Origin of the sequence: Pseudomonas sp. ABFPK, assembly GCF_001586765.1 — a bacterium.
GTDB lineage: Bacteria > Pseudomonadota > Gammaproteobacteria > Pseudomonadales > Pseudomonadaceae > Aquipseudomonas > Aquipseudomonas asiatica.
The window spans coordinates 24151-49669 of the sequence record NZ_LQXW01000001.1 but is presented as its reverse complement, the minus strand read 5'-3'; the positions used below and the strand labels follow the sequence as shown (position 1 = coordinate 49669).

The following is a 25519-nucleotide window of genomic DNA, read 5'->3' as shown; positions in this document are numbered from 1 at the left end:
ACAAGGCCGCTCCTACAGGAGATCGCATTCCCTTGTAGGAGCGGCCTTGTGTCGCGAAAGGGGCGCGCAGCGCCCCCAGATTCTTAACGCTGATGCGGAACCAGAACCACCTGCGCCGGCAATGACCGCTGAATCTCGTGCTTCTGCTTCAGCTCGAACCCGCTGTCGATCTTGCGCACGCGTTTCTCCAGCAAGGTCTTCAGCCAAGGCGCATCTTCGGTACGCGGCACCTGGAACACCACCTCGCATTGATAGCTCACCACATCGGCGGCAATGTCATCCAGCTGGCGACGCATGGCGCGGCTGTCGGTGGTCTTCAAGGCCACCACGGTGCTCGGTGCAGCCGGGTCGATGATGCGCGCCTTGGGCTTGGCCTCGGCCGCTTTCAACGCCGCTTCAGCTTTCTCCAGCTCGGCCTTGCGCGCCTGGGTCACGGCGTCGCCACCAGTAACCGCCGGGGCCTGCGGCATCAGCGCGCGGGCACGGGCCAGGGCTGTGGCGGCAGCGTTCACATCACCCTTTTGCAGGAAGATCTGGCTGCGTTGCAGGTAGGCTTCGGCAAGCTGGCGCTGGTATTGCTCCAGGCGCGTGTCATCCGGCGCCTGGGCCTGCAGGGCTGCCAGCTGGTCTTCGGCGGTGGCCAGCTCGTTGCTGGCGATGTTCTGTTGCAATTGCTGCCAGGCATCTGCTTGGGCAGGTGCGGTGGCCTGTTCGACCGGCGCGTTTGAACACGCAGCCAGGAACAGGGAAAACGCGGCAACAAGCAGATAACGGGAGGCGAACGGCTTCATTCCTGCGACTCTCTATTTGCGCAAAAAGCGAGCAAGTCTACACCCAGGTGCGCACGCTCGAAAACAAGTCTTACAGACCCTTTACGTGCGAAAAGGTTGCAGGGCGCGCCTTCACACGCCCTGTTTTTCAGCGTTTTGGCAGGGCCAGGCTCAGCAAGAATAGCACCGCCGCGCAGACCACGATCGACGGGCCGGCAGGGGTGTCCTTGAACCAGGACAGAGCCAGGCCGCCGCATACCGCGGTCACGCCCAGCAGGCTGGCGCCCAAGGCCATCTGTTCGGGAGAACGGGCGTGACGTTGCGCCGCAGCGGCAGGAATGATCAGCAGCGAGGTGATCAGCAGCACCCCGACGATCTTCATGGCAACGGCAATCACCACCGCGATCAGCAGCATCAGCGCCATGCGCAGCCCGGCCACCGGCAGGCCCTCGACCATGGCCAGCTCCTCGTGCACGGTGACTGCAAGCAACGGCCGCCACAGTGCAGCGAGCAACAGCAGGACCAGCGCGCTGCCACCGAGGATCCAGGCAAGATCGGTGGTGCTGATGGCCAGCAGGTCGCCGAACAGATAGGCCATCAGGTCGATGCGGACATCATGCATGAAGCTCAGCACCACCAGGCCCAGCGACAAGGTGCTGGGGGCGAGGATGCCAAGCAGTGTATCGGAGGCCAGCGGTTGGCGTTGCTGCAAGGTAACCAGCAAGATCGCCAGCAACAGGCAGCCCACGGTTACCGCCAGCGCCGGGCTGACGTCCAGGGCAAAGCCCAGGGCCACGCCGAGCAGGGCGGCGTGGGACAGGGTGTCGCCAAAATAGGCCATGCGCCGCCACACCACGAAGGAGCCCAGTGGGCCGGCCACCAGCGCCAGGGACAAACCGGCAAGCAGGGCGTAGAGAAGAAAATCAGCCATGCTTGCAGTGCGCTCCGTGAACATGGGTGCCAGGGGCGACCACCGAGCCGTGCAGGTCGTGGCTGTGGTCGTGATGGTGGTGGTAGATGGCCAGGCTGGGGGCGGCGGTCTTGCCGAACAGCTCGACGAATGCCGGGTCGCCGCTGACCTGCTCCGGGTGGCCCGAGCAGCACACGTGGCGGTTCAGGCATACCACCTGGTCAGTGGCGCTCATCACCAGGTGCAGGTCGTGGGACACCATAAGCACGCCGCAACCGTGGCGGTCGCGCAGGCGGGTAATGAGGTTGTACAGTTCTGTCTGGCCGACCACATCTACGCCCTGCACTGGCTCGTCGAGCACCAGCAGCTGGGGTTCGCGCAGCAGGGCGCGGGCCAGCAGCACGCGCTGCATCTCGCCACCGGAAATGGTCTGGATAGGGCTGTCGATGACCTGCTCGGCGCCCACTTCCTGTAACGCCGACAAGGCTGCCGCGCGGTCTACACCGGGCACTAGGCGCAAGAAGCGCAGTACCGACAGCGGCAGGGTTGCATCGACCTGGATCTTTTGCGGCATGTAGCCAATACGCAGCTTCGGCCTGCGCCAAACCTTGCCGCGGTGCGGCTTGAGCAGGCCGAGCACGGCGCGCACCAGGGTGGTCTTGCCCGCGCCGTTCGGGCCGATCAGGGTGACGATCTGGCCAGGTGCGACCGACAGGTCGATGCTGTCGAGCACCGCCTCGCCACCGAAGGTGACGCCGACCTGCTCCAGGCGGATCAGTGCATCGCTCATGCCGCGCTCCGGCAATTGCTGCAAAGGCCGACCACTTCCACCGTCTGGGTCTCGACCGCGAAGCCCACGCCCTTGGCGCTGCTGATGATGGCTTCGCTGATGCTGTCCTGTTCCAGTTCGATGGCCACATGGCAGGCCCGGCAGATCAGGAACTGGCCCTGGTGCAGGTGTTCGGGGTGGCTGCAGCCGATAAAGGCGTTGAGCGAGGCGATGCGGTGCACCAGGCCGTTTTCCAGCAGGAAGTCCAGCGCACGGTACACCGTGGGCGGCGCGGCTCGGCGGCCGTCCTGCTCACTGAGCACGGCGAGGATATCGTAGGCGCCCAGCGGCTTGTGGCTTTGCCAAACCAGTTCCAGCACTCGACGGCGCAGCGCGGTCAGGCGCAGGCCTTGGCGGGTGCACAAGGCGTCGGCTTCAGCCAGTGCGCTGTGTACGCAATGGGAATGATCGTGAGGACGGTTGGCCAGCGGCGTGATGGACATGGGCAGCGACGGTTCTGGATGGAGACGTTATTATGTTACCTGTTTCTGACGACTCGAGTATTCACCGTGTCCCGATTCCTAGTCCTTTTTGTCGCTTTCATCGCATTTTCCGCCCAGGCCGACGTGCGCGTGCTGACCAGTATCAAACCCCTGCAGCAGATTGCCGCTGCCGTGCAGGACGGTGTTGGCACCCCTGAGGTATTGCTGCCTCCGGGGGCTTCGCCACACCACTACGCGCTGCGCCCGTCCGACGTACGGCGGGTAGGCGATGCCGACCTGCTTTACTGGATTGGCCCGGACATGGAAGGCTTCCTGCCGCGGGTACTGGGCAATCGCAGCAAGCCCACTGTGGCCGTGCAGGCGCTACCGGGCATGAAGCTCCGGCATTTTGGCGAGGACAGCCATTCCCATGAGGAAGAAGACCACGACGACCATGACCACGACCACCGCCCGGGCAGCCTGGATGCTCACCTGTGGCTATCGTCAGTCAACGCGCGTGTGATTGCAGCGAAAATGGCGGCTGACCTGGCGCAGATCGATCCAGCCAATGCGGCGCGCTATCAGAGCAACCTCAAGGCCTTCGACGAACGCCTGAACGCATTGGATGGGCGGATCAAGGCGCGGGTGGCCGGGATTGCCGGCAAGCCGTACTTCGTGTTCCACGAAGCATTCGACTATTTCGAGGCCGAGTATGGCCTGAAGCACACCGGGGTGTTCAGCGTGGCGTCCGAGGTCCAGCCGGGTGCGCAGCACGTGGCAGCCATGCGCAAGCGCCTGCAGGAAGTGGGCAAGACCTGTGTGTTCAGCGAACCGCCGCTGCGGCCGCGGCTAGCCGAGACCTTGACCGCCGGGCTGCCGGTGCGCCTGGCCGAGCTGGATGCTCTGGGCGGTACCGACCCGGTGGATGGCAAGGGCTATGAGCGCTTGCTGGAGAAGCTGGGTGGCGACCTGGTTGGGTGCCTGGAGCAGTTGTAAGCCTGTGCCGGCCTCTTCGCGGGTAAACCCGCTCCCACAGGGATAGCGCCAGCCTCACGCCTGTGTGGGAGCGGGTTTACCCGCGAAGAAGCAGACACGCTCTAGAGGGCGAACGGCAGGTGCAAGGCCACCTGCTGACGCTGCGCCAAACGCACTTCGAACTCGCTCGGGTCGTGGATCATCACATCCATCCCGGCAAACGATTCCGCTGCAATCAGGCGCGACAGCCAGAAGCGCACGCAGCCTACCCGCAACATCTCCGGCCACAGCTCGGCTTCGGCCGCGGTGAACGGCCGCAGCGCCGCATAGGCCGCCAGCAACGCCTGGGCGCGTGGCACATCGATCGCGCCGTGTTCATCCAGGCACCAGTCGTTCACGGTGATGGCAATGTCATACAGCATCGGCCCGGAACAAGCGTTGTAGAAGTCGATCACACCGGTCAGGTGGGTGCCTTCGAACATCACGTTGTCACGGAACAGGTCGGCATGCAGGTTTGCCCGTGGCAGGGCCAGGATCTGTGCCTTGTGCGCACTGATTTCATCCAGAGCCGGTTGTAGCAGCGCGGCTTGCTCGGCGGTAAGGCGCGGCAGCAACTCGGCACCCGAAGCCAGCATCCAGTCCAGGCCGCGGTCAGTGCGGCGCTCGATGATGTGCTCGCGGGTAGCCAGGTGAATGTGGGCCAGCAGCTCGCCGACTTGGGCGCAGTGCTGGGCGTTCGGTGCCTTGATGTGCTTGCCCGACAGCCGTGGCTGCAGCAGCGCCGGCTTGCCGCACAGCTCCCGCAGGCCATTGCCGTCGCGGTCGCGTATGGCATAGGGCACCGGCATGTCGGCTGCGTGCAAAGTGTCCAGCAGCTCGATGAAGAACGGCATGTCCTCGCTGGGCCCGCGCTCGATCAGCGTCAGGACGAACTCCCCCTGTTCGAGGCTGACGAAGAAATTGCTGTTCTCGGTGCCGGCGGCGATGCCCTGGAAATCGAGCAGACGACCCAGCGCGTACGGCGCCAGAAAGGTTTCCAGCTCAGGCCGGGTCACGGGGGTGAAGACTGACATGATGAAAATTTGCCCATACGGGCACTTCCGCCGGGAAGTGCCGGGTTGATGTGAACGGTGCGCGTCAGATTACCACTCGAAGATCTTCCAGGACGGAATCAGCATGTCCGGCTGGTCGGAACGAATGAAATTGCCATCAGAGCCATCGGCGCGTACCAGGAAATAAGGCTTGCCGTTTTTCGGCGTGATCTTGATCGCATACAGGAACCCGTTCTGTCGGTACTCCTGGATGGTTTTGTCGCCTTCCGTGCGAATGGTCACCTCGGGATCGGCCGAGGGGGCGTCTTCCGCCGCCAGGGTGACGACAGGCATGGTGGCCAACAGACCGAGCAGTAACAGGCGATTGAGTGTACGCATGATAACCTTGTCCCTTTGTCGTCAATGATTCTGGCTATTCTAGCGCCGGACCCGTCGAAAAGGTTGATTCTGCTCATGAGCCAAGCGCCCCTCGTCCTGGTGGACGGTTCCTCCTACCTGTACCGCGCCTTCCACGCGCTGCCGCCGTTGACTACCTCCAAGGGCATGCCGACCGGCGCGGTGAAGGGGGTGCTGAACATGCTCAAGAGCCTGCGCAAGCAATACCCCGACAGCTTGTTCGCGGTGGTGTTCGACGCCAAGGGTGGCACCTTCCGCGATGCCATGTTCGCTGAATACAAGGCAAACCGCCCGAGCATGCCTGACGACCTGCGGGTACAGATCGAGCCGCTGCACGCCAGCGTCAAGGCGCTGGGCTACCCGCTGCTGTGCGTCGAGGGGGTCGAGGCCGACGACGTGATCGGCACCCTGGCGCGCAGCAGCGCCGCGTTGGACCGCCCGGTGATCATCTCGACCGGTGACAAGGACATGGCGCAGCTGGTGGACGGGCACATTACCTTGGTCAACACCATGACCGGAAGCGTGCTGGACGTGGCTGGCGTGCACGAGAAATTTGGCGTCGGCCCGGAACATATCATCGACTTCCTGGCGCTGATGGGCGACAAGGTCGACAACATCCCCGGTGTGCCGGGCGTGGGCGAAAAAACCGCGGTGGGCCTGCTGACCGGTATCGGCGGCGGTCTCAGCGACCTGTATGCCAATCTGGACAAGGTCCCGACGCTGGCCATTCGCGGTGCCAAGACCCTGCCGGCCAAGCTGGAAGAGCACCGCGACGCGGCGTTCCTGTCCTATGAGCTGGCTACCATCAAGGTCGATGTGCCGCTGGATATCGAAGTAGATGCCCTGGTGTGCGGCGAACCTGATCGCGATGCGTTGCTGGCGCTGTACACCGAGATGGAATTCAAGAGCTGGATCGCCGAGGTGCAGCGTGACGCTGCCAAGGCCGGTGACGAAATCGCGCCGGTCGCGGAGCAGGTGGCCAAGGTCGAGCCCAGGTACGAAACCATTCTCGACCAGGCCCGTTTCGACTTCTGGCTGGAGAAGCTGCGCCAGGCGCCATTGTTCGCTTTCGACACCGAGACCACCGGCCTGGACGCTCAGCAGGCCCAGCTGGTCGGCCTGTCGTTCGCCGTTGAACCGCACGAAGCGGCCTATGTGCCGCTGGCCCACGACTATGAAGGCGCGCCGGCCCAGTTGGACCGCACTGCCGTGCTGCTGGCGCTGAAGCCACTGCTGGAAGACCCGGCCAAGGCCAAGGTCGGGCAGAACGCCAAGTACGATATCAACATCCTTGCCAATGGCTCGCCCGCCATCGAAATGCGCGGCGTTGCCTACGACACCATGCTCGAGTCGTACGTGCTGAACTCCACCGCCACCCGTCACGACATGGACAGCTTGGCGCAGAAGTACCTCGACCATACCACCATTGCCTTCGAGGATATCGCCGGCAAGGGCGCCAAGCAGCTGACCTTCAACCAGATCCACCTGGACAAGGCCGGCCCCTACGCTGCCGAAGATGCCGACATCACCCTGCGCCTGCACCAGGCGCTGCAGGCGCGCCTGGCACAGACGCCAAGCGTGCAGCCGGTGCTGATGGACATCGAGATGCCGCTGGTGCCGGTGCTGGCCAAGATCGAGCGCCAGGGGGCGCTGGTCGATGCCGCGTTGCTGCAGGTGCAGAGCGGTGAGCTGGGGTTAAAGATGGCCGAGCTCGAGCAGCGCGCCTATGAGCTGGCCGGTGAGGAGTTCAACCTCGGCTCGCCCAAGCAACTGGGCGCGATCCTCTACGACAAGCTGGGCATGCCGGTGCTGAGCAAGACCACCAAGGGCCAGCCATCCACGGCAGAGGCGGTGCTCGACGAACTGACCGAGCAAGGCTACCCGCTGCCGGAGGTACTGATGCAGTACCGCAGCCTGAGCAAGCTCAAGAGCACCTACACCGACAAGCTGCCGGGGCAGATCAACCCGCGCACCGGGCGTATCCACACCTCATACCAGCAGGCGGTGGCGGCCACCGGTCGACTGTCGTCCAGCGACCCGAACCTGCAGAACATCCCGATCCGTACTGCCGAAGGCCGGCGCATCCGCCAGGCTTTCGTTGCCAGCCCGGGTTACAAGCTGCTGGCGGCGGACTACTCGCAGATCGAGTTGCGCATCATGGCCCACCTGGCCAAGGACGAAGGCTTGCTGCATGCCTTCCGCAACAACCTGGACGTGCACCGCGCCACGGCGGCGGAAGTATTCGGCGTAGCCTTGGAAGACGTCACCACCGATCAGCGCCGCAGTGCCAAGGCCATCAACTTCGGCCTGATCTACGGCATGAGCGCCTTTGGCCTGGCCAAGCAGATCGGCGTCGACCGCAAGCAGTCGCAGGATTACATCGACCGCTACTTCGCCCGCTACCCGGGCGTGTTGGCGTACATGGAGCGCACCCGCGCCCAGGCGGCGGAGCAAGGCTTTGTAGAAACCCTGTTCGGCCGCCGCCTGTACCTGCCGGATATCAATGCCAAGAACCCGGCCCTGCGCAAAGGCGCCGAGCGCACGGCGATCAACGCCCCGATGCAGGGCACTGCGGCCGACATCATCAAGCGGGCCATGGTCAATGTGGATAAATGGCTGAGCGAGAGCGGGCTGGATGCCCGGGTGATCCTGCAGGTGCACGACGAACTGGTGCTGGAAGTGCGCGAGGACCTGGTGGAGCTGGTGAAAGATGAAATTCGCCAGCACATGAGCAAGGCCGCGAAACTGGATGTGCCGCTGCTGGTCGAGGCAGGAATTGGTGCGAATTGGGACGAAGCTCACTGATCGGGTGGGGAAAGCTGTGTAGGATCCGTGTTGTAGCGATGCGGATCCGGCACTGCTCAGTGCCAGCGGTGCTGAAGTTTCATGAAACTATCGCAAATAGTTTTCAGGGCTTTGGAACTAAACCGGTGAAACGGAACTCAGAGTAACTGAATGGCTGGTGAAGCCTTTCGATGCTCCTATGTTGTGTTAAGTGTTGGCAGATATCTGGACCCCGCCCTAGCGGTCCGGACTTGGACCCCGAACTTCCCCCTCCCCATACGAAGTCCGGGGTTTTTTTTGCCCGGAATTTGACCTGATGGCGCAGCTACCCCTGTAGGAGCAGCCTTGTGCTGCGAAAGGGCCGGTACAGCCAACAGACCTATACAGCCTGTCATGGCCTCTTCGCAGCACAAGGCTGCTCCTACAACGAGCGGTGCAGGCCTCAGGCTACTGGCTTGTCTTCCAGCTCCATCCAGTCCGCCAGCACTCGGTATGCCTCTTCCACGCCCAGGCGCTTGGGCGCCGAGAACAGCTGGATGGTCACGCCATCGCCCCAACCCTTGCGGATTTCCGACTGCACCTTGAGCAGAGTGTTCTTGCCCGCGCCGTGGGTCAGCTTGTCGGCCTTGGTCAGCAGGATGTGCATCGGCATGCTGCTGGCCTTGGCCCAGTCGAGCATCATCTTGTCGAAGTCGGTCATCGGGTGGCGCACGTCCATCATCAGGATCACGCCACGCAGGCACTCCCGGCTGCCCAGGTAGGCTTCCAGGTGTTTCTGCCAGTGCTGCTTGAGCGGAATCGGGACTTTTGCATAACCGTAGCCTGGCAGGTCGACCAAACGCCGTTCATCGTCCAGACTGAAGAAATTCAACAGCTGGGTGCGCCCGGGGGTTTTCGAGGTGCGTGCCAGGCTGGCATGGGTCAGGGTGTTGAGGGCGCTGGATTTGCCGGCGTTGGAGCGGCCGGCGAAAGCCACCTCGTAACCCTGGTCGTCCGGGCATTGTTCGACCTTGGCAGCGCTGAGGGCGAATTTGGCTTTCTGGCAGAGGCCGAGGATGGGGTTCTTGACTTGCATGGGATATCCGATGTGGGTGTTGCCTGACTCTATAGGCCCGAGCCTGGCAAGCGGTGTCGTTTCCGTTTGGATGGCGGAAGTATATAATGCCCCAGTTTTTGTGTGCTCATTCTCCCGGCGAAGGAGAACGGGCATGGGGTGTCGAACAATAGCTCGCGCAACAGAACGCAGCGCGGCCCCCAACCCTGAAGGTCGTTCCGCATGGCGAAATGGCTGCTTGCTGTCGGTATGTTCCTGCCGTTTTTCAGCGCACAGGCTACACAGGATCCCGAGGTGTTGTACAACCGCACGTGTGCGGCCTGTCACACCGGGCAGTTGCCACAGGCACCCAGGCAGGGTGACCGGGCAGCATGGGAGCCAAGGCTGGCGCAAGGCATGGATGTACTGGTGAAGCACGTGACCCAGGGTTTCAAGGCTATGCCGCCGCGTGGATTGTGCATGGACTGCAGTGCCGAGGACTACCGTTTGGTCATCCTTTGGATGAGTGGCAGTCCCGATACATAACATTTCACCCTTAGCCGTGTTGGATTAGCTGATGAACAAACTAGTCGTGAGTCTGCTGTTGACCCTGGGTGTCGCAGGTGCGGCCACTGCTGCGCAACCCGTCAAAGGCGATGCCGCCGCCGGCCAGGCCAAGACGGCCGTCTGTGGTGCCTGCCACAACCCCGACGGCAACAGCCTGGCACCGAACTTCCCGAAACTGGCCGGCCAAGGCCAGCGCTACCTTGAAAAACAATTGCACGATATCAAGTCGGGCAAGCGTACCGTGCTGGAGATGACCGGCATGCTGGCCGCGTTCAGCGACCAGGACCTGGCCGATATCGCCGCCTACTTCTCCAGCCAGAAAGGCAGCGTGGGCGCCGCCGATCCCAAGTTGGTCGAACGTGGCCGGGCGCTGTTCAACGGTGGAGACCTGGAGAAGGGCATGCCAGCCTGCACCGGCTGCCACTCGCCGAACGGCGCGGGTATCGCCTTGGCCGGCTTCCCGCACCTGGGCGGGCAGCACGCGCAGTACGTGACCAAGCAGCTCACCGACTTCCGCGAAGGCAACCGCACCAACGATGGCGATGCCATGACCATGCGCACCATCGCCGGCAAGCTGAGCAACCACGACATAGAGGCGCTGGCCAGTTACATCCAGGGCCTGCACTGAGGCCATTACAGGCGGCGCATTAACTTTCAGTTAATGTTGTAGGCCAATGATGAAAGGGCGGCCGGACCGCCCTTTTTTCCGTCCGCAGCCGTTACACTACAGAACTCGGCCCGTTCCCGGCCTGTCTCAGTGCAGGTCGCGTCGTGGCGACCAATGACTGCCCAGGAGTAAAGCATGCGTAAACTGATTCTCAGCGCCGCGCTGGTCGCTGCCAGCGTATTCGGTATGACTGCCGTCCAGGCCGCCGAGCCTGTCGCTGGCAAGGAATACCTCGAGCTGAGCAACCCTGTTCCGGTTTCCGTACCTGGCAAGATCGAGGTGGTCGAGCTGTTCTGGTACGGCTGCCCCCACTGCTATCACTTCGAGCCGACCATCAACCCGTGGGTCGATAAACTGCCCAAGGACGTCAACTTCAAGCGCGTACCAGCCATGTTCGGTGGCGCGTGGGACGCCCATGGCCAGATGTTCCTGACCCTCGAAGCCATGGGCGTCGAGCAGAAGGTACACGCCGCGGTGTTCGATGCCATCCAGAACCAGCGCAAGCGCCTGACCGACCCGCAGGACATGGCCGACTTCCTTGCCACCCAGGGCGTGGACAAGGACAAGTTCCTCGCCACCTTCAATTCGTTCGCCATCAAGGGCCAGGTCAACCAGGCCAAGGAACTGGCGAAGAAGTACGAGATCACCGGCGTACCGAGCATGGTGGTCAACGGCAAGTACCGCTTCGACCTGGGTACCGCCGGCGGGCCGGAAGGCGTACTGAATGTTGCCGACCAGCTGATCGCCAAGGAGCGCGCCGCTAAGTAAGCGGCGTAACCCATGCGCCGCTTCAGAACCGCGCGTGGCATTGGCCTGCACCAGCCGCAGGTCAACGAGCATCACTTGCATGCCCCTGGCCTGCCCGAGGATGGTCGTCTGCGGCTGCTCAGTTTCAACATCCAGGTGGGCATCAGCACCGAGCGCTACCGGCATTACGTGACTCGAAGCTGGCAGCACCTGCTGCCGCACAACGGGCGTGCCGGTAACCTGCAGAAGATTGGCCAACTGCTGGGCGACTTCGACCTGGTGGCCTTGCAGGAGGCCGATGGCGGCAGCCTGCGCTCGGGCTATGTCAACCAGGTCGAGCACCTTGCCCACCTGGGCGCCTTCCCCTACTGGTACCAGCAACTCAACCGCAACCTTGGGCGTTTTGCCCAGCACAGCAATGGCGTGCTCAGCCGCTTGAAGCCACAACTGCTCGAGGATCACCCATTGCCCGGCCCGGCTGGGCGGGGTGCGATCCTGGTGCGCTTTGGCGAGGGTGAAGATGCGCTGATCGTGGTGATGATGCACCTGGCCCTCGGCGCCAAGACCCGCGCTCTGCAGCTGGGTTACATCCGCGAGCTGATTGGCGGCTATCGCCACCAGGTGCTGATGGGCGACATGAATACCCATGCAACCGACCTGCTGGAGCACTCACCGTTGCGCGACCTGGGCCTGATAGCCCCGCAAGTCGAGGCCACTTTCCCCAGCTGGCGTCCACAGCGTTGCCTGGACCATATCCTGCTCAGCCCAAGCCTCACGCTGGAGCGTGTCGAGGTGCTGGCGCAGCCAATTTCCGACCACCTTCCCGTTGCTGTAGAGATTCGATTGCCTGATGCATTGACTGTGGATACGCTGCCGGTCCTGAGCTAATTGCCATCACCGTTTGCGGACCCGGGCATGACTGAAGACGCTGAGCGCTGGAAAGAAAAATACCTGAAAAGCATCGAGCAGCAGGAAAAGCTCGAGCGCCGTTGGGACGCCCGTCTCGACCTGCTGCGTCGTGGCTTGGTACGCAGCACCCTGGCTGCCGAAGGCAGCGACAAGGTGGTGGACCAGTGCATGAAGGAAATGCGCGAGGTCATCCGCAGCGACAACATGGACGCCGGCCTTGCCGGGTTGATTCCTCGTCTTGAGAAGGCGGTACTGGACTCCGAACAGCGTCGGGAAGCCCGCATGAACCAGGTCAGCGATGCGCTGACAGCGCTGGTCGACCAGCTGCAAGGCCTGCCATTGCCGAACGATGTGTCGCGTCCGTTGAAAAAGCTGGCGAAGAAGCTCGATGGCGGAGTGGCCCAGTCACGCGACCTGCCACCGTTGCTGGGCGAGTTGAGCGGCTTGCAGGGCCGCGCGCTGTCAGCCTTGGGCAGATCGGCGGCGGAGGCCCGCCCCGGCTTCTTGCAGCGCTTGTTCGGCGGCCGCGAGGATGGCGTACAAGGCGAGCCAGCGCTTGTGCCTCTGGCGCAGCCTTTGGCGGCACCTGCCGGTGTCGATGCCCCGCAGCCCGACGACATGGACGCGCTACAGCCGTTGCCAGCCTCCTCAGCTTCTGTTGTCGAAGCCCTCGTAATTTCGGAGCCCGAGCTGGAGGCACCAGGCCCGGCGCTTATCGAAACGGCCGAACTGTCACCAGCCCCGCTGCCGCAGCCGCTCCCGGACGATGTACCGGCACCGGTAGCTATCGCCAGCGAGCCGCCGGTTGAAGCAGGACCGGCGCAAACACTCGAAGAAACCTTTGGCGAAGATGGCCCCTACGCCCTGCCCTACGCGGTGGAGCCGCCCTACAGCCAGGTTGCCGAGCACATCGAGCACACTCTGATCGGCTTGCTCGATGACCTCAGCCTGCCGGAGCGACACAAGGCCCAGGCGCTAGAGATGCGTGAACGCGTCGCCCGGGGTTTGAACTGGTATGAGCTGATACCGGTGCTGGATGACCTGGCTGTGCTCATGCTGGCGATCACCGACAGCGGCCAGCACGAATTCGAAACCTACCTGCAGCAGCTCAACGAACGCCTGGAAGGTTTCCAGAGCCACCTGCACGAGGCTAGCGCCGGCCATGCCGACAACAGCTCGGCCGCTCGCGAGCTGGATACCCAGCTGCGTGAGCACGTCGATGGGTTGCAGAGCAGTGTGCAAGGTGCCGCTGACGTCGACAGCCTCAAGCACATTCTGGAAAACCGCCTGGAAGGTCTGTTGGTGACCATGGATGAGCACAAGCATGAGCGTGATCGCCGCGAACAGGAGCTGGCTGGACGCCTGCAAGGGCTGTCGGAGCGGGTGGCGAACATGGAGCAAGAGGCGCTCGGCTATCGTGAGCACTTGGAAGAGCAGCGCCAGAAGGCCTTGCTCGATCCCCTCACCGGCCTGCCCAACCGTGCGGCCTGGAGCGAGCGGGTCGAGCGCGAAATGCTCGAATGGCAGGCACACGGCGGCCATCTGGCGATGGCGATCCTCGACCTGGACCATTTCAAGCGTATCAACGACAGCTATGGGCACCTGGCTGGGGACAAGGTCTTGAAGATCGTCGCCGACCAGTTGCGCAAGCGCCTGCGCAGCCATGACTTCATCGCCCGGTTTGGCGGCGAGGAGTTTGTCCTGCTGCTGCCGCAGACCTCGCCGGCTGCCGCTGCCCAGATAGCCGAGGTGCTGAGGGCCACGGTCGAGGCGTGCCCGTTCCACTTCAAGGGCGAACGGGTGGTGATCACCACGTCCATCGGCCTGGGTGCATTCCGTCCCGGCGAGCGCGGCGATCAGGTGCTCAAGCGCGCCGATGCGGCGCTTTACCGGGCCAAGGAATCGGGACGCAACCGTGTCGAGCTGGCATAGCCGGTAGCTGCTGACTCGCGGCACGCACGGCCCTTGGGGAGCACGTTATACTGTAGCGCTCATACGCTGAGGCCACTGACGTGCTTTCCACGCTTAAAAAAACCCTGATTTCCTTCCTGCTGTTGTCTGTCGCCGGTTGCTCGACCGGCCTGCGCATCGACCGTAGCCACCCTTCGATCAACCAGGACAACCGCATCCAGTTCGTTGTCCTGCACTACACCAATGCTTCGCTGGAGCGTTCCCTGGCGTTGCTGACCCAAGGGGAAGTCAGCAGCCACTATCTGATTGGTGACGGCCCGGCGACGGTGTATCAGCTGGTAGATGAAAGCCGCCGCGCCTGGCATGCCGGTGATAGCCAGTGGCAGGGGCGGACCTGGTTGAACTCCTCGTCCATCGGTATCGAAATCGTCAACCCGGGCTTCACCGACACGCCGACTGGGCGGGTCTGGCACCCTTACAGCGAAGCGCAGGTCCAGTCGCTGATCGCGCTGCTCAAGGACATCGTCAAGCGTAACAACATCGAGCCACGACACATCATTGGCCACAGCGATATCGCGCCGCTGCGCAAGCTTGACCCGGGGCCGCTATTTCCGTGGAAACGCCTGGCCGACGCCGGGCTGGGGGTCTGGCCGGATGCAACTGCCGTGGCACGGCAGCAAGCCTATTTCAGCGTCAACCCGCCGAGCGTTGGCTGGTACCAGCAGGAGCTGGCGCGGTTTGGCTATGCGATCGAGCAGACTGGGATACTGGATGTTGCCACCCGCCATGTGATCGCCGCGTTCCAGATGCGTTTCCGCCCGCAGCGCTTCGATGGCATGCCGGATGCGCAGACGGCGGCGATGCTGCAGGTGCTCAACCGGATGCGTTGAGCTGCCAAGGTGAGACGGGCTCTTGTTTAGGAGCGGCCTTCGGCGCTTGTAGCGAAGCGCCAAACGGCAAAGGTGATTCCTGATTCAGTTGCTATACCTTAGTTATCAACTGGATGCCCTCGATGCCAGCCCTCATCGCCTTGCTGCGCCAAATTTTTTACCGTCCCTGGATGCTGGCCACGTTGGCAGCACTGGCCAGCGCGGCACTGTTGCTTTCTGCAAGCATCGGCATTGCCCTGCAACAGATGAAGCAAAGCGAGAGTGCACAGATGAACGCCCAGGGCGAACGCTTTCTGGAGCGCCTCGAGCAGGTGTTCGGCCAGTTGCGCGAAGGGGTCGACCTGCTGCAGGCGCAACCCTTGCGCGGCTGCAGCCCGGCGATGCTGACGGCATTGCAGCAGGTAGGCCTGAGTTCCCGCTTCATTTATGAAGCGGCGTACGTGGATGGAGATGTGGCCTGCTCAAACCGCGGTGACGAGCGGGCGTTCGAACCCTTGCGCGCCCCCGACATACAAGGGCCGACCTACAGCTACTGGCTGAATACCACGACCGAGCCGAACGAGAACCTGGCCGCGCTGATGCTTGGGAGGGGCAAGTTCGTGGTATCCACCTCTCGTGGGCACCTGACCGATGTGGTCGACCTGCCCCCGGGCGGCAGCCTGGTGGTGGTGTTGGACAACGGTGCCCGGGCCATCCCCGTGCTGGGCCCACCGCAGGTATGGCCGCCTCCTTCGGCCTGGTCAACCAGCCACAAGTCGCTGCTTGAACTCAGCGATCGACTGATCTACCGAATGCCGACCAAGTCACCGGACTACCAGTTGGTGCTGATCGCCCCGCGGGCGAGCCTGCCGTTGAGGATGAACGGCATGCTCTGGCTTCTGTTCCCCGGCAGTGTACTGGCGGCATGTTGCATCGGCTGGCTGGTACTGCAACTGATCCTGCAGCGGCGGTCGATGAGCTCGGAATTGCAGAATGCCTTGCGTCGCGGCGAACTGCAGGTGCTCTACCAGCCGATCTTCGAGCTCGACAGCCGACGCTGTGTCGGGGCCGAGGCTCTGGTGCGCTGGCGCCGCCCGGACGGTACCCTGACCAGCCCGGACCTGTTCATCCCTTTGGCGGAAAACACCGGGCAGATTCGCCAGATCACGGACTTTGTCCTGCAGCGTGTGCTGGAACAGCTAGGGCAACTGCTGCGCTCGCATCCCAACTTGTACATTTCGGTGAATCTGGCGGCCTGTGATGTGATGGTGCCGCGCATCGGCCGGGTGGCGGCACGCTTGCTGGCCTTGCACCGTGTGTCGGCCAGCCAGATCGCCTTCGAGGTGACCGAGCGCGGCCTGATCGACGTGGTTGTGGCCCGCGACAACCTCCAGGCGCTGCGCGCAGTGGGGCATCAAGTGCTGATCGACGATTTTGGGACTGGCTATTGCAGCCTGGCGTACTTGCAAACCCTGCCAGTGGACTGCCTGAAGATCGACAAGGCGTTTATCGATGCCTTGGGGCACGACGCCGCCAGTAGCGGTGTTGCCCCGCATATCATTCGCATGGCCCACGATCTGCACCTGCGGGTGATTGCCGAAGGAATCGAGTGTGAAGACCAAGCGGTGCTGCTGAACAGCGAAGGGGTCAATTATGGCCAGGGCTGGCTTTTTGCCCGGCCACTGAATGCCCGGCAGTTTGCCGAGCTGGTGACTCGAGGTCGGCTGCCGCGGCGGGTTGAGCATTGACTGATCCGGCACCGAAGATGGGGCCGGGGGCAGGGTACATTCAGACCGGTAGTGCCATGTAGAACTGGGTTCCCTGCCCCGGTCGGGAAAACACGCCCATGCGCCCGCCATGCAGCTGCACGATCTCTTTGCACAGCGCCAACCCCAGCCCCGCGCCGCCTTTCTTGCGCCCTACCTGCACGAAGGGCTCGAAGATGCGCCCCTGTTGCCCATAGGCAATGCCTTCGCCGTTGTCCTCGACACTGATGATCACCCGCTCCGCATGCCGTCGTGCATGCAGGCGGATACGACCGCCGCTGGCGGTATGGCGGACGGCATTGTGCAACAGGTTGTCCAGCACCCGGTCGAGTTGGGCGACATCGGCCTGGATACGCGGTAGCGGCGGCTCCAGCTCCGTGATCAACTCGATCTGCTTGTTCGCCGCCGGCTCGGCAAAGCGATGTTGTGCACGTTCCAGCAGTTCGTCTATGGCGCAGGGAGCCAGCTCGAGCTTCTGCATCCCGCTCTGGTAGCGGCTGAAGTTGAGCAGGTCGTTGATCAACTGGGTCAGGCGCTGCATTTCCTCGCCAATGGTCTCCAGCAGGTCATGCTCGCGCGCCTCTGGCGGGAACTTGAGCCGCTCGCGCAACAGACCGAAGGCCATGTGCATGCCAGTCACCGGAGTGCGCAGCTCGTGGGAAGCGCGCAGCACGAACTCGCTGCGCACGCGTTCGAAGGCGCGCTGCTCGGTTACATCATGCAACACCATCACTGCGCCAAGTATCGGCCCTTGCGGGTGGCTGACCGGGGTCAGGCTGTAGGCGAGCAGGCGCGTTTCGTCATCGACGTCCATGTTCAGGTCGTCTGGCTGGCGGTCGAGGTTGCCGCCGCGCAGTACCTGGCGTAGCTGCTGTTCCAGTTCCGGGCGCTGCAGGGCTTCGGCCAGGCTGCTACCGGCGCGGCTGTCGGTCCAGCCCAGCTGGCGCTGCGCCACCGGGTTGAGGTGTTCCAGGCGGCCCTGGCGATCGATTATCAGCAGGCCATCGTCGATGCTGTCCAGCACGGCCTGCAAGCGTTGCTGGCCAGCCAGCAGTTCATCGACGTTGGTGGCCTGGTGCTTGCGCAAGGCATCGGCCATCAGGCCGAAGCGGCGGGTGAGCTGGTTCAGTTCGGTGGCCTGTGTGACCGGCAGGGTGACGTCGAAATCGCCTTTGCCGAGTTGGTCGGCCGCTTTGGCCAATGCTTCGATCGGCTGGCCGAAGCGCCGGGCGATGTTGTGCGCGGTGATGAAGCCCAGTACCAGTACCACCAAACCCATCAGGCCGAGTACGCCGCTGACCAGCAGGGCGTGGTCGCGGGTGTGCTCCTCGCTGCGGGTGATGTGCTCCAGGGCCTGCTTGTGGGAATCGATCAGATCGGTGCGGACCTGGTTGAACGCGGCCCCGAGTGGTTGGTCAACGCCCATGCTGCGGGAGGGCGCCGGGCTGGCGCGGTAGGCCTGGAGGAAGGCCTGATAGTTGCTGCTGGCCTTGCTGAAGCCGGTGCGCTCGCCACCTTGGTCCAGCCCTTGGTTCAGCAGGGTCTGGAAGTTGTCTTGCAGCAGCCGCAGATTTTCCGGGGCGGTCTCGTCATCGAGGATCAGGGTCAACTGTTCGCCAAGGTTCTGGCGCAACTTCAGCCCTATTTCCAAGGTGTGGGTGGTATCGCGCACCAGTCGCTGCTGCACCGTGGCCATCTGCAGCACGCTGACCAGGCCCAGCAGCAGCCCGAGCAGGGCCACGGTGACCAGCGCCGAAATGCTGAGGAAAAGCCGCGTGCGCAGCTTCATGGGCGGCCATTTCATAGGTTGTACTGCTTGCGCTTGCGGTACAGGGTGGATGCATCGATCCCCAGGGTCTTGGCGGCCTGGTCAAGGGTGTCACTGGCGGCCAGCACCGCACCAATGTGGGCGCGCTCGAGCTCATCAAGGCTCAGTGCAGCGCCTATGCGAGGGGCGTTACCAGTAGGCTGCTCGCCCATGCCCAGGTGGCTGATTTCCACGCGTTCCTGCGGGCAGATGATACTGGCCCGCTCCACCACGTTACGCAGTTCGCGAATGTTGCCGGGCCAGCGGTAGTTGAGCAGGGCTGTGCGGGCTTCGTCACTGAAGCCGCGCGCAGGCCGAGAGTATTCCTTGACGAAGCGGGCGAGAAAGCGGTCGGCCAAGGTCAGGATGTCTTCACTGCGCTCGCGCAGCGGCGGCAGGTGCAAAGTGATGACGTTCAGGCGATACAGCAGGTCTTCGCGGAAACGGCTCTCACGCACCATCTCTTCGAGGTTGAGGTTGGTAGCGGCGAGTATACGCACATCGGCGCGACGGGTTACCGGGTCGCCGACGCGCTCGTATTCCTTGTCCTGGATGAAGCGCAGCAGTTTGGGCTGCAAGGTCAGCGGGAAATCGCCGATCTCGTCGAGGAACAGCGTGCCCCCATCTGCCTGGTTGACTCGCCCCAGGGTGCTTTCGCTGGCGCCGGTGAAGGCGCCGCGGGTGTGGCCGAACAACTCGCTTTCCATCAGCTCGGCGTTCAGTGACGGGCAGTTGATGGTTACGCAGGATTTGCGCGCGCGCTTGCTCCAGCCGTGAATGGCCCGGGCCAGTTCACCTTTACCTGTGCCCGACTCGCCAAGGATGAGGATGTTGGCGTCAGTGGCAGCGACCTGGCGGGCGGTTTCCAGTACCGCCATCATGGCCGGGCTGTGCGAGTCGAGGCCGTCCTTGGGTTTGCGCACTTCACCTTCCAGGGCCTCCAGTCGCGCGGAAAGCTGGCGCACTTCCAACTGTTTGGCGGTAGCCAGGCGCAGCTGGTCGGGGCTGCACGGCTTGACCAGGTAATCGGCGGCGCCGGCCTGGATCGCGTCTACCGCCGTATCGATCGCTGAGTGCGCGGTGACGATCACCACCCGCATCCAGGGGGCCTGGATACGCATCTGCGCCAGCACATCGAGGCCGTTGTCCTCGCCCAGGCGCAAATCAAGGAAGCACAGGTCGAATACTTGGCGCTGCAGCAAGGCTTCGGCCTGGGCGGCGCTGTTGGCCGTTGCCACATTGTAGCCCTCGTCCTCCAGGCAGTAGCGGAAGGTGCGCAGGATCGCGGACTCGTCATCCACCAGCAGAATGCGGCCTTGGTTGTCCTGGGCTGACTCCATGTGCTGCGCTCCTTTAGGAAAGATCTTCATTTAGTGTGGGAAAAATCGGGCAAGTTGCATGGTCCATTGTGAAGGAACCTGTCCTTTGCATGCTAGCCACTGGCCAATCAGCGCGTGGAGGCCGCGCTATCCAGATGATTTTCTTAGAGGCGCACGGTGGCACATTGGTTGCGAGGATTTTCAGTTTTTGCCTACAAAAGGAGGCACTGCCATGCCCTTTTCCATCCGAGCCGCCATGTTGGCAGCCACACTGCTACCGGTGTTCACGCCGGTATTCGCCGATCCGGTGCAAGACGCCCGCCTGGAGGGAGCCTTGCAAACTGCCCTGTCGCTGAACCGCATGCTCGACCCGTTCCGTATTCAGGTCGAGGTGGATGGCAAGCAGGCGCGCCTTTCCGGTGAGGTGGAGAACGACGTCGAGCGCCAGCTGGCAGAGCATGTGGCTCTGGCTACCCGTGGCATCGAGCAAGTTGACAACCAACTGCGGGTCAATGCCCAGCTGGTGGAGCGCCCGCTGGCGTTGCGTGCCTACGCCCAGCGCCTGGAGGACGCCACCCTGGCTGCGGTGATCCGTGCTCGGCTGCTATGGAGCCGCATAACCGAGAAGGCACATATAGATGTACAGAGCAGCGAAGGTGTGGTGACCCTGCGCGGCAAGGTCGACAGTGCCGAGGCCAAGGAGCTGGCCGGCGTGGTGGCGCGCACCACGGAGGGCGTGCACCTGGTCAACAACCTGGTCAGCCTCGATACCGCCGCCATGGCCAAGGCCCGGGAAGCTCCGATTGGGCTGCCGACCGGGCCGCAGCCGAGTGACAGCTGGATCATCGACAAGATCCAGAACAGCTACCGCTTCAGCCGCAACCTCGATGGCCTGAACCTGAAAGTGGCCAGCGAAGAGGGGCTGGTTCGGCTTTCAGGCGAAGTGGTCAGCAGCGAGCAGAAAACCATCGCCGTGGAAATCGCTAGGCAGATCATCGGCGTGCGCGGGGTGGACGCGGACCTGCTCAAGGTAGCGACCAAGGTCGAAGGTTGATCGTGCAATTCGCACGACCCCACGGACGGCATCGTGCAGGATACGTCCCTGTCGATTATTGTCCTACCGTATAAATACTTGATTTTAAAGGATTTTATTTGAATCAAAAGGCTGGCATGCAGGCTGCAATTACTTATTCAGGTTTGAACAAGAATTACAGCAGGAGGAGCCGGCATGAACTGCCAATCCGTCAACCGCTTGCAGAGCGCCGCACTGCCCCTGCGCCAGGTGTTGTCACTCACCCTGGCGCTGGTACTGACTTTGGCCGCTGGCCTCTTCTATTACAGCTGGCAGACCGCACGCCTGGCCGAGCAAGTGGCGGCGCAGACCGCCCTGTTGACGCAGATTCAGGCAACCCGTGCCAACACCCTGGTCAAGGCCGCCGACCCGCTGCCAACCGGCCAGGCCACTGCGTCACCGGCCACCTTGGAAAATGTCGTACCCCAGGACCGCTGGGTGTTCTGACCGCCGGCTGAACCGATTCCGAAAAAGAAAGGAGAACCACCATGCTGAGTTGGGCTATCACTTTCCTCATCATCGCCATTGTCGCCGCCGTACTGGGCTTCGGTGGTATCGCGGGCGCTGCCACGGGTATCGCGAAGATTCTGTTCATTGTCTTCCTGGTGCTGTTCGTAGCCTCCTTCTTCTTTGGACGTGGACGAGGTTGAAGATGGGCAGGAAGCGTTGGACAGCCCTGGCTGCCGCCCTGTTACTGGGTGGCAGTGCAGCGGCGATGGCGGCCAATGACGGCCAGGTCCGGGTCGACCAGTTGCTCGGCTCGGACCCGGAGTACAGGGAAACCTGGCAGGACACGATCAAAGGCGAGGAACGCCTGCCTGACTGGGTGGTCAATCTGACCGGCAGTTCCCAGCAGCAGATGTCTGCAGTTACCGAGGACGGCGACAAGTACCTGGTCGGCCCGTTGTGCGAAGGCAAGGACAACTGCACCTACAAGCGCCTGATCGTGGCGTTCAGCTGGGACAAGGATGATGCCTACGGGATGCTCGTGGAGGTGCCCGAAGGTCTGCCGAACGACAAGTCGCCCACCCGTCACGCACAGTACCGCTGGCTGGGTGAGCCGGACGACGGCATGAAAGCGATGCTGCAGGAGCAGCTCAAGCGTGACCCGAACTGGTACTGAGCGTTTGTACCCGGTACGGATGAAAGGTCATGCACTGTCACGTAATAGAAGCTGAACCTTTCTATATTTCAGCCTTCTATGATGCGCCGCCCCGAGGAGGGGCTGCACATGACCAAGGGGTCGGGCTGTTCTGATTGTTGCAGGATCGGAGTGGCCTAGGGGTACAGGGAGTGCCTCCAGCAATGGGCCGGGTCAGGAAAGGCGGAATCGGAAGTTTCAGGTCGGCGGTGCCATAGGGGCATCTGACCAGACCTGACTTCCGAGGAGCCATGTAGGAAACGTCTCTTCCTGCGCGATTTCTTCTTCGAGACACATTTTGTCTCGACCGCACATCAATTTTTTTCGATCAGCTCGGCGCTTGTTCAAGTGGCATTTCGGCCATTCGGATTGTCGAACAAGCCATCGCTCCTGTCCTTTTTACCCTGCCAAATCTGCCTAAATATGGCGGTTTGGTCTTGTTCGGGATTCCGAACGTTGGAAATCAAGCACTTGCGAACCTCCCGTTTTGGTCAGAAACGTTATGCATAAACGGCATGGGTCATGCGCTTCAGGCATTAGATTTCCCCCTTTGCCATCGCAATAGTTGCCGCCTTTTTCGCCGGCCGAGCGCCCCTGTCGCTCGCCTGCGGTGTCCTTACATGAAGTCGCCGGACGGAAGCAGCTGCTGCCCGTGACCTAGCCAACAGCTCTGTTACGCGCGTTTCCGTTGGGTGCCCATGACCACTAGAACAAAGGGTAAAGACATGAAGAAGGCAAAACTGAGCCTCGCCTGGCAGATCGTCATCGGTCTGGTCCTGGGTGTTGCAATCGGCGCTCTACTGAATCATTTCAGTGCAGAAAAGGCATGGTGGATCAGCAACGTCCTCCAGCCCGCTGGTGACATCTTCATTCGCCTGATCAAGATGATCGTCGTCCCGATCGTGATTTCGTCGCTGATCGTGGGTATCGCCGGGGTTGGCGACGCGAAGAAACTGGGCAGTATCGGCCTGAAGACCATCATCTACTTCGAAGTGGTGACCACCATCGCCATCGTCGTCGGCCTGGTGTTGGCCAACCTGTTCCACCCGGGCGCCGGCATCGACATGAGCACCCTGGGTACAGTGGACATCTCCAAGTACCAGGCTACCGCGGCCGAGGTGCAGCATGAGCATGCGTTCATCGAAACCCTGCTGAACCTGATCCCGTCGAACATCTTCGCAGCGCTGATGCGTGGCGAAATGCTGCCGATCATCTTCTTCTCGGTGATGTTCGGCCTGGGTCTGTCGAGCCTGCAGGCAGAGCTGCGCGACCCGCTGGTGCGTACTTTCCAGGCGGTTTCCGAGACCATGTTCAAGGTCACCCACATGATCATGAACTACGCCCCTATCGGCGTGTTCGCCCTGATCGCCGTGACCGTGGCCAACTTCGGGTTCAGCTCGCTGCTGCCGCTGGCCAAGCTGGTGGTACTGGTGTACTTCGCCATCGCCTTCTTCGCCTTCATGGTGCTGGGCCTGGTTGCCCGCCTGTTCGGCTTCTCGGTGATCAAGATCATGCGCATCATGAAAGATGAGCTGATTCTCGCCTACTCCACCTCCAGCTCGGAAACCGTGCTGCCGCGCGTGATCGAGAAGATGGAGAAGTACGGTGCTCCGAAGTCGATCTGCTCGTTCGTGGTACCGACCGGCTACTCGTTCAACCTCGACGGCTCGACCCTGTACCAGAGCATCGCGGCCATCTTCATTGCCCAGCTGTACGGTATCGACCTGTCGTGGAGCCAGCAGCTGCTGCTGGTGCTGACCCTGATGGTCACCTCCAAGGGTATCGCTGGCGTACCGGGTGTTTCCTTCGTGGTGCTGCTGGCCACCCTAGGCAGCGTGGGTATCCCGCTGGAAGGCCTGGCCTTCATCGCCGGTGTCGACCGCATCATGGACATGGCCCGTACCGCCTTGAACGTTGTGGGCAACGCCCTGGCAGCCTTGGTCATCGCGCGCTGGGAAGGCATGTACGACGCCGCCAAGGGCGAGAAGTACTACGCCTCGCTGATGGCCGGCAAGCAGGAAGCGGCCATGGTTGGCGAAGCTGCCAAGCGCTGAGCCTGATGAGCTGAACAAGAAGCCCCGACCTGTCGGGGCTTTTTGTTGCCTGTGAGATCTTGGGGCCGCTTTGCGGCCCTTTCGCGACGCAAGGCCGCTCCCACAATGGCCAGCATCCACCGACCTCTGTGGGAGCGGCCTTGTGTCGCGATACAAGGGCGCAGCCCTCGCCTGCGGTCTCCAGCCTTACGCCCCGATACGCTATCATTCGGGCATTTTTCAGGGGGAACACACGGATGCTCAACGGCCTTTGGCTTGGCTTTTTCCTGGTGGCGGCAGTGTCCGCCCTGGCCCAATGGCTAATAGGCGGCAACGCCGGCATCTTCGCGGCGATGGTCGAGAGCATATTCGCCATGGCCAAGTTGTCGGTCGAGGTGATGGTGCTGTTGTTCGGCACGCTGACCCTTTGGCTGGGCTTTCTCAAGATCGCCGAGAAGGCTGGCATCGTCGAGTGGCTGGCCAAGGTGCTCGGCCCGCTGTTTGCCCGGCTGATGCCGGAAGTTCCGCCCGGCCACCCGGCCCTGGGCCTGATCACCATGAACTTCGCCGCCAACGGCCTGGGGCTGGACAACGCCGCCACGCCGATCGGCCTGAAGGCCATGCGCGCACTGCAGGAGCTGAACCCCAGCAGTACCACGGCGAGCAACGCACAGATCCTGTTCCTGGTGCTCAACGCATCGTCGTTGACCCTGCTGCCTGTGACCATCTTCATGTATCGGGCCCAGCAAGGTGCGGCGGACCCGACCATGGTGTTCCTGCCAATCCTGCTGGCCACCAGCGTCTCCACCTTGGTCGGCCTGCTGTCGGTGGCAGTGATGCAGCGCCTGCGCCTGTGGGACCCGGTAGTGCTTGCCTACCTGATTCCCGGTGCCTTGCTGCTGGGCGGCTTCATGGCCTTTCTCGGCACCCTTTCGGCGGCCGCGCTGGCCAGCCTGTCGTCGATCCTGGGCAACCTCACGTTGTTTGGTGTGATCATCCTGTTCCTGGTGATCGGCGCCTTGAAGCGGGTGAAGGTGTATGAAGCCTTTGTCGAAGGCGCCAAGGAAGGTTTCGATGTGGCCAAGGGCCTGTTGCCTTACCTGGTGGCGATGCTGGTGGCGGTGGGTGTATTGCGGGCCTCAGGCGCCCTGGAGCTGGCCTTGGACGGTATTCGTCATGCGGTGACTGGGCTGGGCCTGGACACCCGCTTCGTCGAGGGCTTGCCCACGGCGCTGGTCAAACCGTTCTCCGGCAGTGCGGCGCGGGCGATGCTGATCGAGACCATGCAGACCCACGGTGTGGACAGCTTCCCGGCGCTGGTGGCGGCGACGATTCAGGGGAGTACCGAAACCACCTTCTACGTGCTGGCGGTTTACTTTGGTGCGGTGGGTATCCAGCGCGTGCGCCATGCCGTCGGCTGCGCCTTGCTGGCGGAGTTTTCCGGTGTGATCGCGGCGATCTTCGTCTGTTACTGGTTCTTTGCCTGACCTTTTTGGGGCCGCTTTGCGGCCCATCGCCGGCAAGCCAACTCCCACCTTGA

The 25519-nt window shown here is 62.6% G+C and carries 23 protein-coding genes and 1 pseudogene; 15 read left to right on the top strand and 9 right to left on the bottom strand.

Annotation, left to right across the window (positions count from 1 at the left end):
- Positions 1–83: 83 nt before the first annotated feature.
- The 4 genes from WM94_RS00230 to zur all read right to left on the bottom strand — a co-directional run bounded on the left by WM94_RS00230 (position 84) and on the right by zur (position 2952).
- A complete protein-coding gene (locus tag WM94_RS00230) occupies positions 84–791 on the bottom strand; it encodes a PA5502 family lipoprotein (RefSeq protein WP_061550173.1) in 708 nt (235 codons plus the stop codon).
- A 127-nt stretch (positions 792–918) separates the two neighbouring features.
- Positions 919–1701 (bottom strand): zinc ABC transporter permease subunit ZnuB, encoded by a 783-nt coding sequence (gene znuB / locus WM94_RS00225; protein ID WP_003256958.1) that lies wholly within the window; start codon positions 1699–1701, stop codon positions 919–921.
- A complete protein-coding gene (gene znuC, locus WM94_RS00220; protein WP_039612413.1) occupies positions 1694–2470 on the bottom strand; it encodes a zinc ABC transporter ATP-binding protein ZnuC in 777 nt (258 codons plus the stop codon). The genes znuB and znuC overlap by 8 nt, the downstream gene beginning before the upstream one ends.
- Entirely contained in the window at positions 2467–2952 is a 486-nt protein-coding gene (zur, locus tag WM94_RS00215; RefSeq protein WP_013970312.1) for a zinc uptake transcriptional repressor Zur, read from the bottom strand. Before zur ends, znuC begins: the two co-directional genes overlap by 4 nt.
- Positions 2953–2970: 18 nt before the next feature.
- Between zur and WM94_RS00210 the strand changes: the two genes are divergently transcribed.
- On the top strand, positions 2971–3927 hold the full coding sequence (locus WM94_RS00210; protein ID WP_061550172.1) for a zinc ABC transporter substrate-binding protein: 957 nt from the start codon (positions 2971–2973) through the stop codon (positions 3925–3927).
- Positions 3928–4028: 101 nt separating this feature from the next.
- On the opposite strand, the gene WM94_RS00205 is transcribed toward WM94_RS00210, so the two are convergent.
- A complete protein-coding gene (locus WM94_RS00205) occupies positions 4029–4979 on the bottom strand; it encodes a homoserine kinase (RefSeq protein ID WP_024087954.1) in 951 nt (316 codons plus the stop codon).
- A gap of 69 nt (positions 4980–5048) precedes the next feature.
- A complete protein-coding gene (locus tag WM94_RS00200) occupies positions 5049–5336 on the bottom strand; it encodes a DUF2782 domain-containing protein (RefSeq protein WP_015268476.1) in 288 nt (95 codons plus the stop codon).
- 75 nt (positions 5337–5411) lie between these two features.
- Here WM94_RS00200 and polA point away from each other — a divergent pair, with 75 nt between their 5' ends.
- On the top strand, positions 5412–8159 hold the full coding sequence (gene polA / locus WM94_RS00195) for a DNA polymerase I (RefSeq protein ID WP_061550171.1): 2748 nt from the start codon (positions 5412–5414) through the stop codon (positions 8157–8159).
- A 421-nt stretch (positions 8160–8580) separates the two neighbouring features.
- Here the strand turns inward: polA and yihA are convergent, their stop codons facing one another.
- Positions 8581–9213 carry a ribosome biogenesis GTP-binding protein YihA/YsxC gene (gene yihA / locus WM94_RS00190; RefSeq protein WP_015268478.1) on the bottom strand — a complete coding sequence of 211 codons (633 nt, stop codon included), beginning with the start codon at positions 9211–9213 and terminating at the stop codon, positions 8581–8583.
- 201 nt (positions 9214–9414) lie between these two features.
- Here yihA and WM94_RS00185 point away from each other — a divergent pair, with 201 nt between their 5' ends.
- The 7 genes and pseudogenes from WM94_RS00185 to WM94_RS00155 all read left to right on the top strand — a co-directional run bounded on the left by WM94_RS00185 (position 9415) and on the right by WM94_RS00155 (position 16589).
- Positions 9415–9717, top strand: coding sequence for a cytochrome c5 family protein (locus WM94_RS00185; protein ID WP_015268479.1), 303 nt, complete (start codon positions 9415–9417; stop codon positions 9715–9717).
- A gap of 31 nt (positions 9718–9748) precedes the next feature.
- Entirely contained in the window at positions 9749–10366 is a 618-nt protein-coding gene (locus tag WM94_RS00180) for a cytochrome c (protein ID WP_003256951.1), read from the top strand.
- A 174-nt stretch (positions 10367–10540) separates the two neighbouring features.
- The gene (dsbA, locus tag WM94_RS00175) at positions 10541–11173 is read left to right on the top strand and encodes a thiol:disulfide interchange protein DsbA (RefSeq protein ID WP_003256950.1); all 633 of its coding nucleotides are present in this window, start codon (positions 10541–10543) and stop codon (positions 11171–11173) included.
- Between the two features lie 34 nt (positions 11174–11207).
- Positions 11208–12040 (top strand): annotated as a pseudogene (locus tag WM94_RS00170) (endonuclease/exonuclease/phosphatase family protein).
- Between the two features lie 27 nt (positions 12041–12067).
- Positions 12068–13993: a GGDEF domain-containing protein gene (locus tag WM94_RS00165; RefSeq protein ID WP_061550170.1), complete on the top strand. Its 1926-nt coding sequence runs from the start codon at positions 12068–12070 to the stop codon at positions 13991–13993.
- Between the two features lie 80 nt (positions 13994–14073).
- Positions 14074–14862 carry an N-acetylmuramoyl-L-alanine amidase gene (locus WM94_RS00160; protein ID WP_061550169.1) on the top strand — a complete coding sequence of 263 codons (789 nt, stop codon included), beginning with the start codon at positions 14074–14076 and terminating at the stop codon, positions 14860–14862.
- Positions 14863–14984: 122 nt separating this feature from the next.
- Positions 14985–16589, top strand: coding sequence for an EAL domain-containing protein (locus WM94_RS00155; RefSeq protein ID WP_061550168.1), 1605 nt, complete (start codon positions 14985–14987; stop codon positions 16587–16589).
- Between the two features lie 40 nt (positions 16590–16629).
- On the opposite strand, the gene WM94_RS00150 is transcribed toward WM94_RS00155, so the two are convergent.
- Together WM94_RS00150 and algB are read right to left on the bottom strand one after the other, a co-directional pair.
- Positions 16630–18411 (bottom strand): KinB sensor domain-containing domain, encoded by a 1782-nt coding sequence (locus tag WM94_RS00150; RefSeq protein ID WP_061550167.1) that lies wholly within the window; start codon positions 18409–18411, stop codon positions 16630–16632.
- A complete protein-coding gene (algB, locus tag WM94_RS00145; RefSeq protein ID WP_061550166.1) occupies positions 18408–19754 on the bottom strand; it encodes a sigma-54-dependent response regulator transcription factor AlgB in 1347 nt (448 codons plus the stop codon). The genes WM94_RS00150 and algB overlap by 4 nt, the downstream gene beginning before the upstream one ends.
- A gap of 211 nt (positions 19755–19965) precedes the next feature.
- On the opposite strand from algB, the gene WM94_RS00140 reads away from it, so the two are divergent.
- The 6 genes from WM94_RS00140 to WM94_RS00120 all read left to right on the top strand — a co-directional run bounded on the left by WM94_RS00140 (position 19966) and on the right by WM94_RS00120 (position 25466).
- Entirely contained in the window at positions 19966–20787 is an 822-nt protein-coding gene (locus WM94_RS00140) for a BON domain-containing protein (RefSeq protein ID WP_061550165.1), read from the top strand.
- A 174-nt stretch (positions 20788–20961) separates the two neighbouring features.
- Positions 20962–21252 carry a hypothetical protein gene (locus WM94_RS00135; protein WP_061550164.1) on the top strand — a complete coding sequence of 97 codons (291 nt, stop codon included), beginning with the start codon at positions 20962–20964 and terminating at the stop codon, positions 21250–21252.
- A 41-nt stretch (positions 21253–21293) separates the two neighbouring features.
- Positions 21294–21455, top strand: coding sequence for a DUF1328 domain-containing protein (locus tag WM94_RS28600; RefSeq protein ID WP_003252966.1), 162 nt, complete (start codon positions 21294–21296; stop codon positions 21453–21455).
- A 2-nt stretch (positions 21456–21457) separates the two neighbouring features.
- Complete coding sequence (locus WM94_RS00130; RefSeq protein WP_003256983.1) at positions 21458–21928, top strand: inhibitor of vertebrate lysozyme family protein; 471 nt, start codon at positions 21458–21460, stop codon at positions 21926–21928.
- A gap of 743 nt (positions 21929–22671) precedes the next feature.
- Positions 22672–24000, top strand: a complete 1329-nt coding sequence (gltP, locus tag WM94_RS00125; protein ID WP_003256981.1) for a glutamate/aspartate:proton symporter GltP — start codon at positions 22672–22674, stop codon at positions 23998–24000.
- 236 nt (positions 24001–24236) lie between these two features.
- On the top strand, positions 24237–25466 hold the full coding sequence (locus tag WM94_RS00120) for a nucleoside recognition domain-containing protein (protein WP_061550163.1): 1230 nt from the start codon (positions 24237–24239) through the stop codon (positions 25464–25466).
- The last annotated feature ends 53 nt before the right edge of the window (positions 25467–25519 follow it).